This is a genomic window from Bradyrhizobium lablabi (assembly GCF_900141755.1).
Classification (GTDB): Bacteria; Pseudomonadota; Alphaproteobacteria; order Rhizobiales; family Xanthobacteraceae; genus Bradyrhizobium; species Bradyrhizobium lablabi_A.
Window position 1 is genome coordinate 2,958,238 of sequence record NZ_LT670844.1, and the last position, 15,273, is coordinate 2,973,510.

Annotated in this window: 13 protein-coding genes and 1 pseudogene; 9 read left to right on the forward strand and 5 right to left on the reverse strand. The window is 62.1% G+C overall.

Annotation, left to right across the window (positions count from 1 at the left end; all coding sequences use genetic code 11):
- The first annotated feature begins 224 nt into the window (after positions 1-224).
- The 3 genes and pseudogenes from B5526_RS13785 to B5526_RS13795 all read left to right on the forward strand — a co-directional run bounded on the left by B5526_RS13785 (position 225) and on the right by B5526_RS13795 (position 1,597).
- Positions 225-778: pseudogene (locus tag B5526_RS13785) on the forward strand (DsbA family protein).
- A gap of 201 nt (positions 779-979) precedes the next feature.
- Complete coding sequence (locus tag B5526_RS13790; protein WP_079538762.1) at positions 980-1,261, forward strand: type II toxin-antitoxin system RelE/ParE family toxin; 282 nt, start codon at positions 980-982, stop codon at positions 1,259-1,261.
- 30 nt (positions 1,262-1,291) lie between these two features.
- The gene (locus B5526_RS13795; RefSeq protein ID WP_079538764.1) at positions 1,292-1,597 is read left to right on the forward strand and encodes a HigA family addiction module antitoxin; all 306 of its coding nucleotides are present in this window, start codon (positions 1,292-1,294) and stop codon (positions 1,595-1,597) included.
- 79 nt (positions 1,598-1,676) lie between these two features.
- Here B5526_RS13795 and B5526_RS13800 read toward each other — a convergent pair whose 3' ends face one another.
- Positions 1,677-2,696, reverse strand: a complete 1,020-nt coding sequence (locus B5526_RS13800; RefSeq protein ID WP_244562292.1) for a hypothetical protein — start codon at positions 2,694-2,696, stop codon at positions 1,677-1,679.
- A gap of 678 nt (positions 2,697-3,374) precedes the next feature.
- Between B5526_RS13800 and B5526_RS13805 the strand changes: the two genes are divergently transcribed.
- Positions 3,375-4,574 carry a hypothetical protein gene (locus B5526_RS13805; protein ID WP_154071300.1) on the forward strand — a complete coding sequence of 400 codons (1,200 nt, stop codon included), beginning with the start codon at positions 3,375-3,377 and terminating at the stop codon, positions 4,572-4,574.
- Positions 4,575-4,792: 218 nt separating this feature from the next.
- On the opposite strand, the gene B5526_RS13810 is transcribed toward B5526_RS13805, so the two are convergent.
- Both B5526_RS13810 and B5526_RS13815 read right to left on the reverse strand, forming a co-directional pair.
- Complete coding sequence (locus B5526_RS13810) at positions 4,793-5,680, reverse strand: MBL fold metallo-hydrolase (RefSeq protein WP_079538767.1); 888 nt, start codon at positions 5,678-5,680, stop codon at positions 4,793-4,795.
- Between the two features lie 42 nt (positions 5,681-5,722).
- Positions 5,723-6,514 carry an alpha/beta fold hydrolase gene (locus tag B5526_RS13815; protein ID WP_079538769.1) on the reverse strand — a complete coding sequence of 264 codons (792 nt, stop codon included), beginning with the start codon at positions 6,512-6,514 and terminating at the stop codon, positions 5,723-5,725.
- Between the two features lie 946 nt (positions 6,515-7,460).
- Here B5526_RS13815 and B5526_RS13820 point away from each other — a divergent pair.
- On the forward strand, positions 7,461-8,789 hold the full coding sequence (locus B5526_RS13820) for an MFS transporter (protein ID WP_079544984.1): 1,329 nt from the start codon (positions 7,461-7,463) through the stop codon (positions 8,787-8,789).
- 78 nt (positions 8,790-8,867) lie between these two features.
- Here B5526_RS13820 and B5526_RS13825 read toward each other — a convergent pair whose 3' ends face one another.
- Positions 8,868-9,230: an SPW repeat protein gene (locus B5526_RS13825; RefSeq protein WP_079544985.1), complete on the reverse strand. Its 363-nt coding sequence runs from the start codon at positions 9,228-9,230 to the stop codon at positions 8,868-8,870.
- Positions 9,231-9,544: 314 nt separating this feature from the next.
- Between B5526_RS13825 and B5526_RS13830 the strand changes: the two genes are divergently transcribed.
- The 4 genes from B5526_RS13830 (at position 9,545) to B5526_RS13845 (ending at position 14,558) form a co-directional block, all read left to right on the forward strand.
- The gene (locus tag B5526_RS13830; RefSeq protein WP_079544986.1) at positions 9,545-10,402 is read left to right on the forward strand and encodes a c-type cytochrome; all 858 of its coding nucleotides are present in this window, start codon (positions 9,545-9,547) and stop codon (positions 10,400-10,402) included.
- A 361-nt stretch (positions 10,403-10,763) separates the two neighbouring features.
- Positions 10,764-11,735 (forward strand): Bug family tripartite tricarboxylate transporter substrate binding protein, encoded by a 972-nt coding sequence (locus tag B5526_RS13835; protein ID WP_154071303.1) that lies wholly within the window; start codon positions 10,764-10,766, stop codon positions 11,733-11,735.
- An 18-nt stretch (positions 11,736-11,753) separates the two neighbouring features.
- Positions 11,754-12,557 (forward strand): amidohydrolase family protein, encoded by an 804-nt coding sequence (locus tag B5526_RS13840; RefSeq protein WP_079538772.1) that lies wholly within the window; start codon positions 11,754-11,756, stop codon positions 12,555-12,557.
- Between the two features lie 48 nt (positions 12,558-12,605).
- Positions 12,606-14,558: an alpha/beta hydrolase domain-containing protein gene (locus tag B5526_RS13845; protein ID WP_079538774.1), complete on the forward strand. Its 1,953-nt coding sequence runs from the start codon at positions 12,606-12,608 to the stop codon at positions 14,556-14,558.
- A gap of 52 nt (positions 14,559-14,610) precedes the next feature.
- Here B5526_RS13845 and B5526_RS13850 read toward each other — a convergent pair whose 3' ends face one another.
- A complete protein-coding gene (locus B5526_RS13850; RefSeq protein WP_349642778.1) occupies positions 14,611-15,261 on the reverse strand; it encodes a hypothetical protein in 651 nt (216 codons plus the stop codon).
- Between the last annotated feature and the right edge of the window lie 12 nt (positions 15,262-15,273).

Sequence of the window (15,273 nt, forward strand, 5' to 3'; positions counted from 1 at the left end):
ACCGGGTGCACGTTAGCACAATTCCATTGAACCGGTCATGCCATGGGTCAACTTCTGCATTGCGCACGCCGTTCCACTATCCAGCGATCAGGCGCAGGAACTGCGCTGAAACTGGCCGACGTCAATGGAGCAGCCGACCCTCATTGCTAAACAAGGCATCGCAACGGGCCCGCGGGGCCGGTGATTCGAGCGTAGCAACGACCCGAGATGCGCACGACATGAGCATGACCGAGTGGGCCCCCGCTTTGGCGGTGCCTGTATCAGCCAAGCGAGACCATATCAGGGGACCGCAAAACGCGGCGGTGACGCTCGTCGAATACGGCGACTACCAATGCCCGTTTTGCCGCGCGGCGCACGCGATCGTATCCGAGGCACAGCGACGGATGAGCGATGAGCTTCGATTCTGTTTCGGCATTTTCCGTTGACCACGCTTCACCCGATGGCCGAGCCGGCGGCGGAGGCCGCCGGCGCCCAGGGACATTTCTGGGCCATGCACGACATGCTCTATGAGAACCAGGACCAGCCCGCTCCCGCGGCGCTTTTGGCCTTTGCCGCAGCGATCGGGCTCGACCTCGAACGCGTCGCCGACGAGCTGGTGCGGCGCGTTCACCTCGGCAAGGTGCGGGACGACTTCTTAAGCGGCGTTCGCAGCGGCGTTAAGGGGACGCCGACGTTCTTCATCAACGGCCGCCGCCACGACGGCTCCTGGGATCTCCCGACCCCTGCTCGGAAGCCTCCAGGCCGCGGCTGTCGCTCGCAGTGCCGCATGAGGGGCTAGGAGCTGTGGATAGCTGCCCAGCCGTTTGCGGTGCAAATCGCTTAGGCTTACGAGTTGGACCCGCCCTGCGACCGCTTTGCGCGCCTGACGCTCTCGCGTCCACCGCATCCCGTCCCGCGTTCGTGACAACGCGCGACCCGTTATAGATCAATCATAAGATTAATATCGACTCATGTATCATCTCATGATACATGAACGTGTGTGATTAGGGGCTTCAAGGATGATCGGACTCGCGCGGCGTTCGACGGCGTGGCTTCGAAAGGTTTTCCTGCTGATTTGCTCGCCGTCACGCGGCGTAAGCTCGGCTACCTGAATGCAGCGGCCATGCTTAGCGACCTGAGAGCTCCGCCCCGAAACCGGTTGGAGGCCCTCAAGGGCAATCGGCAGGGACAGCACTCGATCCGGGTGAACGATCAGTGGCGGATTTGCTTTGTATGGACGGCGGAGGGACCGAAGGACGTGGAGTTCGTCGATTACCATTAACCGCCGATCAGATGACCAGAGGAGAATTGCATGGCCAGGAAGCTTGCGCCGATGCATCCGGGCGAAGTCTTGCGGGAAGAGTTTCTTGTGCCGTTAGGCTTGTCGGCAGGCGCGCTCGCAAAGGCGTGTGCGGTTCCACGCACCCGCATCGAAAGAATTGTCAACGAAGAGACCGCCATTACGGCCGATACCGCGCTACGGCTTGGCAAGGCGCTCGGCACGTCGGCCCAGCTTTGGCTGAACTTGCAAAATGAGTTCGATATGCGGACGGCGAAGAGCCAGATCGGAAAAGAGCTCGAGAAGATCACGCCGGTCACGGGACGCGCCGCCGCCTGATGGCCGTCCGGCGCCGCCGTCAGGCGGCTTCTGTCTGGTTCTGGCGTGGAGCGAACATCGGCTAAAGCAGTGACGTCAGCTAAGTGCCCGACTCGGAACCGCCCTCGCACACCGGCGGCGCTGGCCTGCAGTGCGCCAATGGAGGCAAGGCGGGAAGGTAGATTACCGACTGCTGCTTGCCAGCCGCCGCGAACGCGTCCGACGACCAGCTTGCGATCGTAACTTCGGTCCGATAGCGCGGGAGATGGCTCTCGAGCGAGTAGCAAACGCAAAGCGCGAGGCTGGCCCAGACCGCCGCGCTGAAATAAAGCGACATCCACGCAATCTCGTCCTTCCACTCGGCAAGGTCGTGCGTCACGACCCAACGCGTGCTCACGTCACGAAGACCCTCGAGAGGTCCGAGAAGCTTGCTGCCATCGGCAACCCCGGCCCGCCATCGGCTCAGATACATCGGGACGTCGACGGTCATGAGAAACGCCAGATAGCCTGCAATCCCGATGATCGCGATGATAAGGACCACGCGAACCGGACCGTCGAACTCCGGCAGTAACCGGCAAAGGCCAGCCCCGACTATGAAGAAGACAACGGCCCATATCGAATTTTCGATGGCGTTGCCCAGATAATTGGTGGTCACTACCGCATACCATGAGAAGCATTCCGCGATCAGGATCAACGGCACAATCACCGCCGCAGCGTTCAAGGTGGTGTCCGCCCCCGTCATCGTGCCCAGCTGGTGCAGGATGATCGCCCATTGTGCCGCGAAGCAGATCTCGGCCACGGTTGCTACCGACCGGCCGACGACAACGCTCGACAGCCAGGTGTCGAACAGGCAGATGCGCTGAACATCGGCGCGCGGAAGAAACGAGCGGAATGCGCAGCCGAAAACATAAGCCGCCGAGAGCAGGAGCATGAGCCCGATGCCGGACGGGCCGCCGAGGCTGCCCGTCAGCTGTTCGTGGAACTGGCGGTACAGCACGAACCAAACCGCGATATTTACGCCGCTGACCACGGTTAACACGCCCCACCACCAGGCCAGGGGATTTGACCAGGCCAAGGACCTTGATACGGAAGTTGACCGCGCCCGCCATTCCAAACTCATGAACCGCTCCGCGTGTAACTGAACTGACACTTGACTGTAGCAATACTGTCATAAATTGCGGTCCAGTCACGACAAAAATACAAAAATATTTGTGCGGCGGGGGCTTTTTGCGGGGCAAGGGCGGGATGACAGGGAGCGCATCGCTGGGCCGGTGCCAACAGCGTGGATCGGTCCGGGACAAGCCGGGCCGCGCAATCAGCACTCTCCCGAACCAAGTCGGCTTGAAGCCGGTTTCGCGCCGCGCGCCGCAAGCGGGCTTGGTGCAGGGTTTGGGTTTGAGTGAAACGCTATCCGACCAAGTCTGAGCTAAGCAGACTCATGATTTCTGAATTGCACACGCTCGTTGTCAGCGCTCGCACGTTTGAGCGCGCACTTGTCAGCGACGATGGCCGCTACCGCGCAAAGCAGAAGGGGTTAAAGCAGCGATGTCCGAAAAGTTCCAGCAACGCATCGCACCGAATTCCACAACATTCCCGTCAGAAGTCATCGTCGTAAAACCTTCTTCAAAAGCGGCGAATGATATCGGAGAGCCGAGAGAACAGGCTCGATAAAAAAATAGGGAGGCGTGCAATGAGTAGAAACCGAACGTTGTTGTGCACAATCGGCATCCTGGCGGCAGCGATGCTTGCGACTGGCGCATCCTCAAGAGAGGGCGAGCGAAACGAAGGGGCGGTCCGTTTGCTGAAGACGGTTCCGATTCCTGGAACGGCGGCGAACACAACTGCCGGAAAGATGTATGTGTTCGACATTAGCTTCGTCGATCAGTCGACGCAGACGTATTATCTTGCCGATCGCTCCAACGCCGTCGTCGATGTCGTCGATGCAAGAACCAACGAGTTGATCACCCAGCTCAGTGCCACGCCTGCGTTCAAGGGCTTTACCGGGAATAACGGCACCTCAGGGCCCAACGGCGTCGTTGCTGCGTTTCCGTGGCTGTTTGTGACCGACGCCAACAGCCGCGTCGTCACGATCGATCTGCGCAACGGCAAGACGGTGGCCGACGTGTCTACCGGCGGCACACCGGGCCTTCGTGCGGACGAAATGGCATATGATCCCAGAGACGGGCTGCTGATGGCCGTCAATAACGCGGACACGCCACCCTTTGCGACGTTGATCAACGTCAACAAGGCGACCGGCGCCCTCATGGTCGCAAAGCGAATATCGTTTGATACGATGGATACCGGGGTGAACGCGACCAATGGAGCCGAACAGCCGGTATGGGATCCGGTTTCGGGCAAGTTCTACGTCTCGATCCCGCAGATCGGCCCAAACGCTAAGGATGGGGCCGTGGTTCGGATATCGACTGCCGGCACGGTGGAAGCACAATATCCGATCGAGTTCTGCTCTCCGGCAGGCCTTACACTGGGCCCCAACGTCGATCTGCTGGTGGGTTGCAACACGGTTTTCGACACCGCGGGCAATCTCTGGGATTCGACCAAGGACGTGACCGCGGCGCCGATCCAGGTGATCATCGACGCCTGGACAGGTAAAATTGACGCGACGGTGCCGGGCGTCGGTGTTGGCGACGAGGTATGGTTCAATTCAGGTGACGGAAATTACTACACCGCCTCCTCGACCAGCCCGTTGCGTCCGACCGAGGTCGTCGCCGGCACGCCGCTGACGGCTCAGGGCGCTGCGATCCTCGGCGTCATCGACGCGCGCGATCAGGCCCTCAAGCAACTGGTGCCCACCTTCAACGTGCCTGCAACCACGGGCCCAACCGCTCATGCCGCAAGCACCGCCCATTCGGTGGCCGCCAATGCCGGCAACAACCATGTGTTCGTTCCGCTTGGTGCAAATAATGTGTTTCCCGACTGCGTGACCGGATGCATTGCCGTCTACGGAACGGGAGACCGAGAAGAAACAGCCGCAAGATAGGCAAAGAAAGCCCGTCGTGGGGTCGCGGTTTAACGGCCGCGACCTCATGCTGGTACAGGATAAGCTTATCCTTGATGGTTGGTCGGCGCGACGGGGCCGCGAGCAAGGCGGCAATCCCTAGAGCGTGATGACTTTTCTTCGAATCGTCATCCCGCTCTATCTTTTTGTTTGAGCATGATCTTTTCGGAAAACCGGTACCCACTTTTCCGGATCATGCCCTAGACCGCATCCAGCGTGTGAACCCAAGCCTCGGGATGAAGCGCGTAGGCGTCGCCGCGCCGTGCCAGCCGCGAGAATGCCGGGAAATGCAGATGCATCCCGGCGACCAGCATGCCGTCGGTCGAGACGCGATCGAACATGCGTTTGCGCGACGCCGCGGCCGCGGCGAGATCGGTATCGAAGGCCATGCCGGCTTCGGGAAGCGCGGTCTGCACTTCCGGCACGTGCACGGTGTCGCCCCAGATCATCAACTGATCGTTGCCCGATGCGACGAGATAGGCGGTGTGGCCCGGCGTATGCCCGAGGCTCGGTACCGCGGTGACGCCGGGAAACACCTCGCCCTGTCTGAATAATCGCGTCCGGTTCTTGTAGGGCGTGACCTGCTCGCGGCCGGCGAGGAAATAGAGCTTCCTCGACCGCTCATCGGCCTTCGCCATCGCGCCATCGTCGAACCAGTGCGCCGGCTCGTTTTCGTGCATGACCAGTTCGGCGTTCGGAAACAAGCGCTCGCCGTTCGACATGTCGGTCAGCCCTGCGGAATGATCCGGGTGCATGTGCGTGAGCAACACGGTATCGATCGACGCCGGATCGATACCGGCCGCCGCGAGGTTGCGTTGAACGAAGCCCGCGCTGGGCTGAAGATAATTGCCCGATCCGGTGTCGACGATCGCGATGCGGCCCTTTGAATGGATCAGGAAGGCGTTGACATTGGTTCGCCGCGCCGGCCGGAACGCATCCTTGAGGATCCGATGCGCCTGTTCGAGATCGACATTGCGCATCACGTCCATGCTGCCGTCCAGATAGCCGTCGCTGATCGCCGTGACGACGATATCTCCGATCTTGCGATGATAGACGCCGGGAATTTGTTGTGCGGGTTGCGCAGTCATGCGGGAAGACCTCGGTGGGATCTGGGGGATAATGCGGCTCGATCAGGCGCCGATCTCTTTAAGAAAGGCGTCGATGCACTCGAAGATCAAATCAGGCGTTTGCACCGCCATATAGTGGCCGGTGCGGAGTTCGACGTAGCGTGCGCCGGGGATCGCGCCGGCCACCGCTTCCGCGAGTGGCGGCGGGCGCACGCGATCAAGACTGCCGCCGATCACGAGCACCGGACAGCGCAGCGTCGCCAGTTCGCCCTGCATGTCGGCACCCGCCAGCATTCGCCAGACCGTCGCATAGCTTGCGGGATCATTGCCGAGCCAGCGCGCCCGGTAGCGCGCGAAGCGTTTGAGATCGCCGCGAAGCTCCGGAGCATAGCCGTTTTGCATCGCATCCTCGACCGCGAATGCCATGCCGGCGGCCTCGATCTTGGCGACGCGTTCCAGCGCCGCGGCGCGGCGCTCCGGCGCGATGCCGGTCGCCGGGCTGCCGACCGCGACGGCGCTTACGCGCTCAGGGTATCGGGCAGCGAAATGAAGCGCGATCGCACCGCCGACGGCGATACCGGCAAGCGCGACCTTGCCGGCGATCCCGGTGTGATCGAGGAGGCCTGCGATATCGTCGGCCATCGTATCGAGGCCAAGCTCGCCTCGCGCCTTCTGTGACAGTCCCGCGCCGCGGGTGTCGTAGCGCAATACGCGGCGAGATTCCGCGAACCGCGGCGCGACATCGTCGAAGCTTTCGAGCGAGCCGCCCATCTCATGCACCAGCACCAGCGTGCGGTCTCCCTTGCCGCTCAGCTCGTAGCGCAGGGCTGCGCCTCCCAATTCGATGAAATCCATTCGGCGTTCCCAGCTTTTCTCGGTTTTATTTTATTGTTCAGGGACCCGTTCGCGGGCGACCGCCGATCAAGCTCGGGATCCGCAGCCTAACGATATTGGACATGACGCGAATTCCAAAATGAAATTCCCGGAAATCTGCGAAGGTGGGGTATTCCGCCGGTTGCCTGACCGAAACGAAAATCCCGGCAAAAGCAGACTTTCGCGCCTTTCGGTCACCAGTGTTGCCCCCGCGGTGCAGCATTAAAACCGTCGAACGACCAAAGGATGCACTCATCGAGAGTGCCGTCGATGATCAAGTAAGGGCGTGCGCCGAGGGAGGCGCTAACACGCTCACTGTTGATGGCCATTTTCTGAGAGTTGCGGGAGCATCGAAATTAATTTGAACCTCTTTATCGGACATCCTTACCGTCTAGCCTTCTTTTCCCAACAGCTTTTCGTTGGTCTGCCGCGCCGATCACGGTGGCGCGGGGCGCCGTTCGGAAATCGGTAAGCCGGTTCCGCCCGGCTGCACTGCTGTCGAAGCCGGCCGATTATCGCTGCCGCTACTATCGTAGGATTTTTCGATGTGCCTGGGACGCCGCGCCGCCGAAGCCGACAGGTCAACATCATCGAATCCCGACAACCAACCAATCGTTAGACTTCAGCGACGGTTCCTTGCGCTTGGCTCAGTTCGATTTGAGCCAAAAGTCTCATAAGGTGCCGGTCCGGATAGGATTACACTGCTTTCCGCCTTCCGCTCTCGGACAGACGGGAAGGAGGCAAGGGTGGCTCGCGGCACCGAAGGCCGTTGGAGCTCTCCTCGGGTGGTTTAAAGTTCCCCCGAGGCTAGGCGTTGCGGACGCAACTCGCGATACGCGCCTGTAACGTCACACGTGAAACGTGCTCCGCGAGCAAATTACGCGCTGAAAAAGCGCGAGGCAATGCCTTGAAATATGAGGAGGCGCACATGGCAATTCAAATCCCAAGGGATTTCCGCCGCGTGATTATCGCTGCGTCGGTGGGAAACGTCATCGAATGGTATGACTTTTATATCTTCGGCAGCTTGGCCGCAGTTCTGTCGGTCAAGTTCTTTGAACAATCCCACCCGGTCGCAGCTCTGCTGAGCACGATTGCACTGTTCACCGCAGGATTCCTGATCCGTCCACTGGGAGCTTTCCTTTTCGGATGGATGGGCGACCGAGTCGGCCGCAAATATACGTTCCTCATTACGCTCAGCGGAATGGGACTGGGCACGGGGGCGATCGGATTGATCCCGACCTACCAGTCGATCGGCCTGACCGCCGCGTTCCTTCTCTTCGGCCTACGGATGATTCAAGGCTTGTGCCTGGGCGGCGAGTATGGCGGCGCCATCACCTATGTTGCCGAGCATGTGCCGGACGACAGCCGCGGCTACTACACCGGCTGGCTGCAGACCTCTCCGACTCTCGGGATCGTGGTGTCGCTGGCCGTCATTATTGCGACGCGGACGTATTTCGGCAATCAAGTATTCGACGAATGGGCGTGGCGCGTTCCGTTCCTGGTTTCGTTCCTGCTGGTGGCCATCGCAATCTACATCCGGCTCCAGCTCCAGGAGACGCCGATCTTCCAGGACATCAAGGCGAGGGGGCAGATGACCAGGAATCCCTGGAAGGAGGCCTTCCTTAGCTCGAACATCAAATACATACTGATCGCCATCGTCGTGCTGATCGGGCAGGGAGTGGTCTGGTACAGCGGTCAGTTCTGGGCGTTGTACTTTCTGCAGCAGGTTTCCAAGGTGGACGCGCTGACCTCAGCGTACATCGTGGGAGCCGCGTTGCTCATTGCAACGCCGAGCTTGATCTTTTTTGGCTGGCTGTCAGACCAGATCGGCCGCAAGCCGGTGATCCTGGGAGGTATGTTACTCGCCTCGATCACGTACTATCCGCTGTATTTGTGGCTGGGAACGGTCACGCAGCCCGGCAACATCAACTATCCGATCTCGGTCTTCATCATTTTCATCCTCGTTTGCTACGTCGGGATGGTGTATGGGCCGGTCGGGGCGTTTCTGGCGGAATTCTTCCCCGGCAGGATTCGGTACACGTCGGTGTCGGTGCCGTATCACATCGGCAACGGCTGGGGTGGCGGATTAGTGCCATTCATCACTTCGGCATCTTTCGCGGCCACCGGCAGCATCGGCTATGCGCTGATCTACCCGATCGCGGTTCCCGCGGTGTGCTTCGTGCTCGCCCTCTTCCTAATGCCGGAGACTCGTAAAATCAGCATCTGGGAACCGATAGCGCCTAGAACCGCATCGTAACAAAGTCGCCCCTGTGCGGGGCCGCCAGGCCCTGCACTTAAGGGGCGACCTATACCTCTCCTCCGACCGCGAGCCTTCTCAGCTGGCTGGGTGATGCCAGCGATCGTGCCACCAGGTGATGAAATCGCGATCGGTCGTTAGTTCCCAGGCTCCAAGCAAGATCACCAGTATGCCCGACACCATACTGCTTACCGTGGCGGATACCGGCTCGTAGCCGACCGTCCAAGGTGCCACCACCAGAGCGAGACCGATGAGAAGTTCTCCCCATTCCTCCAGATAGGACGGAATGACAAATCCCTCTATGGCAAACAGAATGACGCACAACCCAAGCACGATGGTTATCCAGAGAGCCGCCCCACCGAAGCCTAGGGCGAACGGCGACAAGACCAGCCACGCGCCCAACAATAGACTGGCCACGTCTTGCCAATGTTGAATGCGCATGATGCCCACCTCCTTCCTCCGCTCTATATGATAGTGCACTGATGACGATGCATCCGGCGACGATGGTTGAAACCTGCGTCCAATTGTCTTGTCCCGTTTTTTGGTTGTGTGAATACGTGGAGCCGAAGCCCCCGGAAGCCCCGAAGTGGAGGCGGACTATCATTTTTAACGCGGCTTAGCCTGCACTTCCATGGCGCAGGTCACCGCATCGGCTTCGCTGCTGGAGGAGTTGGGAATAGGTGTAACTCTGCGATAGTCGCGTCGTGCGCATACCATTGCCGCGTTCGAGGGACGCTTCGGATATGCCTAGAACGATGATCGGGCTCGCTGTCACGTTAGCTTTCTCGCTGGTTGCCTTCACAATGCCAACATCGGTTTGGGCAGCCGGTCCGACGTTGACGGTGTCAGCCGATGGCGGCGTCCATATCTTCGATCGGGACGCGCTGCTTGCCCGCACGGATGTCGTCGAGATCACCACGTCGCGTGATGTCGCATACCGTACTCCTCGGACGTATCGAGCCGTGGCGCTCGCGAAGTTACTTGAAGGAGTTGCCATTCCGCCCGATGCCGTGGTGGAAGCGACAGGGCAAGATGGCTTCGTGACGCAACTCCCTCGCGATCTGGTCTACGCCAACGACGGCTTCGTCGCGTATATGGCAATCGAAGTCGCCGACACGCCGTGGCCGCCAATTCCAGGTAAGGATAAGAGCGCAGGCCCCTTCTATATCGTATGGCTCGGCGATCAAGCGTCATCCGTCCCAATCATGAAGTGGCCCTACCAAGTTGTCAGTTTGTCGGTGCAAGACGCGCCAGCCAAGCGGTGGCCCTCGCTCGCGGTTGATCCCATGCTCCCTGCGCTCCATCCGGCGCGAGACGGGCAAACCATCTTCGTGAACAAATGCTTTACATGCCATACGATGAACCAGGCAGGATCGGCGTCGGCTGGCCCCGATCTGAATTTGCCGATGAACCCGACGGAGTACTTCACCGAAAACGGTTTGCGCGCGCTGATCCGAGATCCGCGCTCGGTTCGGGTTTGGCCCGAGCAGCGGATGCCCAGCTTTGCCGAAGAGGACCTGAGCGATGAGGAACTCGGGCTGATCTTGGCGTATTTGAGTCACATGGCGGGTAGGAAGAGCCGAGCAACGGAGGGCGGAAGCAGCAAACGCTAAGTCAATCGTAAAACTCGATTACGGTTAGCGGCGATGAGGGCGTAGTCGCCGCCGACATGCGTCGTCGGCTCTTGCAGGCCCGCCACAGGGCGGCTGAGCCCTGGCTGCTTCAGCCGGTTGCGCGGGAGCTCTTCAGAAATCGAATCCATGGCCGCTCAATGACGGCGGTGCCGCGTTCGATCTTGTCGTTGCATCTTGCTTGGCGAATGTCTCCTGTTGGCGCAAAGCGGACGTTAGCCGCGAATCTGACGTCAGCCCCGCGAGGGTGGACCGACGCTGCATCGCCGTTGTACGTTGTCTCAAAGATCGACTGCCCGGCTTTCTTCGGACCGGGCAGCGGAGGAAATTCAAGGGGGCTTTCTTGCTTCTCAGAACGGCGGGCCTGCTGATGGCGCTGGTGATCGGCGCTGCATGGGTTGTTCCCGCGGGCGCCGAGGCGCCCTACCCCAACCGGCCGATCCGCATCGTTGTGCCGTTCGGGCCGGGCGGCTTCGCCGATATCACCGTCCGTCTCCTGGCGCAGAAGCTCGCCGAACGCGCCAACGCCCAGGTCGTGATCGAGAACCGCCCTGGTGCCGGCGGAATCACCGCCGGTAACGCCGTCACCTCGGCGGCACCTGACGGCTACACTCTGTTCGTATTCTCCAGCGGCATCGCGCTGTCGAAGTCGCTGCTGAAATCCATGCCGTTCGATCCCGCCACCGCGTTCGCGCCGATCTCGACCCTGGCGCAATTCGACCTGCTGTTGCTGGTGAAGGCGGACTCGCCCATGCACACGCTAAGGGACGCGCTCGACGCCGCCCGCGTCGATCCGCAGAAATTCAACGTCGGCACCATCAATCCCGGCAGCACCCAGAACGTCACCGGCGAACTGCTGCGCTCGGCCAGCGGCATTCCGATGTCGGTGGTGCCGCACCGCACCTCGGCGGAGGTCCTGACCTCGCTGCTCCGGGGCGATACGCAGATCGGCGTCGAGACCTACGCCGCGCTCAAGTCGGCGATCGACGCCGGGCAGATCCGCGCCCTCGCCTCATCCGGCATCAAGCGTTCGCCGCTGCAGCCGGACGTGCCGACGCTGCGCGAGAGCGGCATCGACGCCGCGGTCGACGGCTGGAACTCGCTGATGGCGCCGGCTGGCACGCCACGCGATATCATCGCCCTCCTCAACGGCCATGTCCGTGCGATCATCGGCGATCCCGATTTCCGGAAGCGCATGATCGAACTCGGCGGCGAGCCGGTCGCGGGCTCGCCGGAAGAGCTCGAGGCGCGGCTCAAATCCGATATCGATATGTGGGCCGGCGTGGTCAAGAAGGCCGGTCTTGAACCGAACTGAGCAGATTGCAGAGTGCCCATGCCCGACAGTTTCAAGATCGACGCCCACGTCCATGTCTTCACGTCAGACATGCCGCTGATCGACAATCCGCGCCACGCGCCGAACTACAGCTTCACCCACGAGGAGCTGATCGCGACCCTCGAACACAACGGCGTCGACCGCGCGGTTATCGCGGCGGCCAGCCCGTGGGGTGACTACAACGACTACATCCTCGCTGCGCTCCGGGCCCACCGCGCGCGGTTGCGCGGCACCGCGATCTTCAATCCTCCGGTGGATCGATTTGCGCTGGAGGCCATGAACCGCGACGGTTTCGTCGGCATGCGCCTGCCCTTCATCGGGCTGCCAAAACTTCCCGACATCACCACCTTCGAATACCGCGCGCTGTTTCGCCGCCTCGCCGATCTCGGCTGGCACGTTCATCCCCATGTCGAGGGCGACGATCTGCCGAAAATCCTGCCGACGCTCGAGGCCTCCGGCGTCAAGATCGTGGTCGATCATCTCGGCCGCCCCAATCCGAAATCCGGCGTCAACAGCGACGGCTTCAAGGCGCTGCTGCGCTCGATCGAAACCGGTCGCACCTGGGTGAAGGTGTCCGGCGGCTACCGGCTCGGGCCACAGGCCAAGGAAGTCGCGCGCGAGCTTCTCCGCGTCGCCGGCCCCGATCGGCTGGTGTGGGCGAGCGACTGTCCGTTCGTCGGCCATGAGGGTCAGTTCCCGTATCAAGCCACCATCGACTGGCTGGTCGAGGCGATCCCCGACGCCGCGGCGCGGGCGAAAATCTTCGGCGCGACGGCGCGCGAGCTCTACTTCAATGGCGAGTGACCAACGGGCACTGATCGCGTCGTACCGGCGAACGAGAGGTTATCATCGATGTCAAAGCTTCGCCTGGTCTTCCTCTGCGCATCTTTGTTAGCTCCGCTGAGCGGTCAGGCGGAGGTGATCCGCTTCGAGGTGCTGCAAAGCGGTCCGGCGTTCGAGGGGCGGAGTTTTGGCAGCGTCGGTCCCTACGTGAAGATTACCGGGCGCGCCACCATTGCGGTCGACCCGACCGACCCGCGCAACGCGATCATTGCCGACATCGACAAGGCCCCGCGCGATGAAAAAGGCCTGGTGGAAGCAACCGCCGATGTCGTGCTGCTGCGCCCGGCCGATCCGCTCCGCGCCAATGGCACGCTTCTGGTCGACATTCCCAATCGCGGGACAAAACTCGCGCCGGAATTGTTCGACGATGCGCTAAAGCCTGGATCCAATGACGCTGAAAAGGCGGCAGATGCCGGAATAGGCTTCCTGCATGGCCAGGGCTACACGCTTGTCTGGATCGGCTGGCAGGCCGACATTCCCTCAAAGCCCGGCCAACTCGCGCTCGCAGCGCCCGTGCTGCGAGGCGTGACCGGCCCGGCGCGCGACGAGTTCGTGTTCGATCACCTGCGCAACCCGGCTACCGCCAATTTGTCGTGGCCGATCGCGGATGCCTCGTCGCTTAAGGTGAGCGTGCGGGCGAAGTGGGATGCGCCGCGCGAGCAGCCGGCAGGGCTTGCCGTTCGGGCGACCGGCGACCAGAGCATCGAGATCAGCCGGCCGGAAACCGGATTCGATGCGGGGGCTCTCTACGAGGTGAGCTATGTGGCACGCGATCCCGCCGTGCTTGGGCTCGGATTTGCGGCCACGCGCGACGTCGTTTCATTTCTCAGGCGAAATACGACGTCAGCAAATCCGCTCGCCGCTGGCGGCAGCTTCGCGCAACGCGCGATCGGCTTTGGCGTCTCGCAATCCGGGCGATATTTGCGCGATTTCCTCTACCTCGGTTTCAACGAGGACCTCGCCGGAGGGATGGTGTTCGACGCCCTGATGCCGCACGTCGCAGGTGCGCGGCGCATGGCGACCAACTATCGCTTCGGCCTGCCGGGGCGCAACCCGCGACATCCCCAGGATCCGGCCTGGCAGGCGGATCTGTTCCCATTCACTTACCAGACCCTGACCGACCCCATGAGCGGCCGGCACGACGGATTGATGCAGCGGTGTCGGCTGAGCGCGACCTGCCCCCGCATCATTCAGACCGACAGCGAACACGAATGGTGGGCCTCACGCGCCTCGCTCCTGGTCACGGACCTCGCCGGCAACCATCTCGACCTGCCGGGCGATGTGCGCGCCTACATGATCGCGGGCTCGCCGCACTTCGCCGAGGCCGGCGGGCTGATGCGGAAAGCGCCGACGATGGCGCTGCCGGTCAACCCGATGCACGCCGGCGCGCCGATGCGCGCGCTGCTGACGGCGATGCAAGGGTGGATCACGACCGGCGTCGAACCGCCGGCGAGCCGCGTACCGATGCGCGCCCATGGCACGCTCGTGGAAGCATCGGACGCCGTGCCGCGGAACATCCCGGGCCTGCCCTACACCGCCATCCACACCGGCGCGAGTTTTACCGACACGTCAGTGTTTCCCCCAAAAGGGCTCGGAAGCTATCCGGTGTTCGTTCCGCGCGCGGACCGCGACGGCATGGCCATCGCAGGCATTCGGATGCTGCCGCTGGCGGTGCCGCGGGCGACCTACACGGGGTGGAATCCGCGTGCCGAAGGTTTTGGCGCAAATGCGCTGTTTCCGCTGCAGGGAGCGGTAGTGCCGTTTGCCGCCACGCGGGCGGAGCGCGAGGCCTCGGGCGATCCGCGTCCCTCGCTCGCCGAGCGTTACGCGGACAGCGCAGCCTACGTCGCCGCCGTGCGAGCCGCCGCGGCGCGGATGGTCGCCGAGCGATTGCTGCTGCCGCAGGACGCCGAGCGCGCCATCGAGCTCGCGACGCAGGACAGGCTGTCGCAATTGCATTGATGGGAAGCGCGGCGCATTTTCCGCGCGCCGGTCGTGGCGTCGCGGCATCAACTCAGCTTCCGTTCGACGCTGTGAGCAGCAGCAAGGTGCCGGTTCCGACGAGGGCGGCGACCCAGATCAAGTCGAGATTGAGCCAGGCACTGCGCAGTAGAGCAAGGCCGAACCACTCGTAGACGAGGGAGGCAATGAGGGCCGTCGTTGCAAGCATCGCCAGGCTATGGAGCCCAACGCCGGCAAGCGCCGCCGCTACCGGGCCGCCGAGACCGGCTCCGTTGGTTCCGGCCGGCGCGCACCACGGCATGAGCGCCGGCCACAACATGAGCCCGGCACCGTGCGCCGTGGTCATCAGGAACGCCCAGACACCAAGCCCCCAGAACCCGGTCTGCATGCCGAAGCGCACCCGGTGGCGGTGGCCAAACCGCCAGTAGTAGCCCGCCCAGCCCAGCAGCAACAAACCTGAACCGGCCCGCACGATATTGGGCGAAGCGATGTAACCGGTGACAACCAGCAGGCCCGCGACAGCCGCGATCGACGCCATGTGGCCGGCGGCAATCGGGAGGAGTGACACCAACACCACCGTTCGGCTGCGGCGGTACAGGCCGAGCGCCACGGCAAACAGCCAGCCCATGGCCGGGTTCATGCCGTGGAACGCGCCAAGCCCGACGAAAACCAGTGGCTGCCACATGTCATTCATGCGCGTCATTCATCTGCGTGT

What these genes read in the sequence shown, in the direction of transcription:
- B5526_RS13795 (WP_079538764.1), top strand. Translation starts at nt 1,292, where the DNA reads ATGGCCAGGAAGCTTGCGCCGATGCATCCGGGCGAAGTCTTGCGGGAA.
- B5526_RS13800 (WP_244562292.1), bottom strand. Translation starts at nt 2,696, where the DNA reads ATGAGTTTGGAATGGCGGGCGCGGTCAACTTCCGTATCAAGGTCCTTG.
- B5526_RS13810 (WP_079538767.1), bottom strand. Translation starts at nt 5,680, where the DNA reads ATGACTGCGCAACCCGCACAACAAATTCCCGGCGTCTATCATCGCAAG.
- B5526_RS13815 (WP_079538769.1), bottom strand. Translation starts at nt 6,514, where the DNA reads ATGGATTTCATCGAATTGGGAGGCGCAGCCCTGCGCTACGAGCTGAGC.
- B5526_RS13820 (WP_079544984.1), top strand. Translation starts at nt 7,461, where the DNA reads ATGGCAATTCAAATCCCAAGGGATTTCCGCCGCGTGATTATCGCTGCG.
- B5526_RS13825 (WP_079544985.1), bottom strand. Translation starts at nt 9,230, where the DNA reads ATGCGCATTCAACATTGGCAAGACGTGGCCAGTCTATTGTTGGGCGCG.
- B5526_RS13830 (WP_079544986.1), top strand. Translation starts at nt 9,545, where the DNA reads ATGATCGGGCTCGCTGTCACGTTAGCTTTCTCGCTGGTTGCCTTCACA.
- B5526_RS13840 (WP_079538772.1), top strand. Translation starts at nt 11,754, where the DNA reads ATGCCCGACAGTTTCAAGATCGACGCCCACGTCCATGTCTTCACGTCA.
- B5526_RS13845 (WP_079538774.1), top strand. Translation starts at nt 12,606, where the DNA reads ATGTCAAAGCTTCGCCTGGTCTTCCTCTGCGCATCTTTGTTAGCTCCG.
- B5526_RS13850 (WP_349642778.1), bottom strand. Translation starts at nt 15,261, where the DNA reads ATGACGCGCATGAATGACATGTGGCAGCCACTGGTTTTCGTCGGGCTT.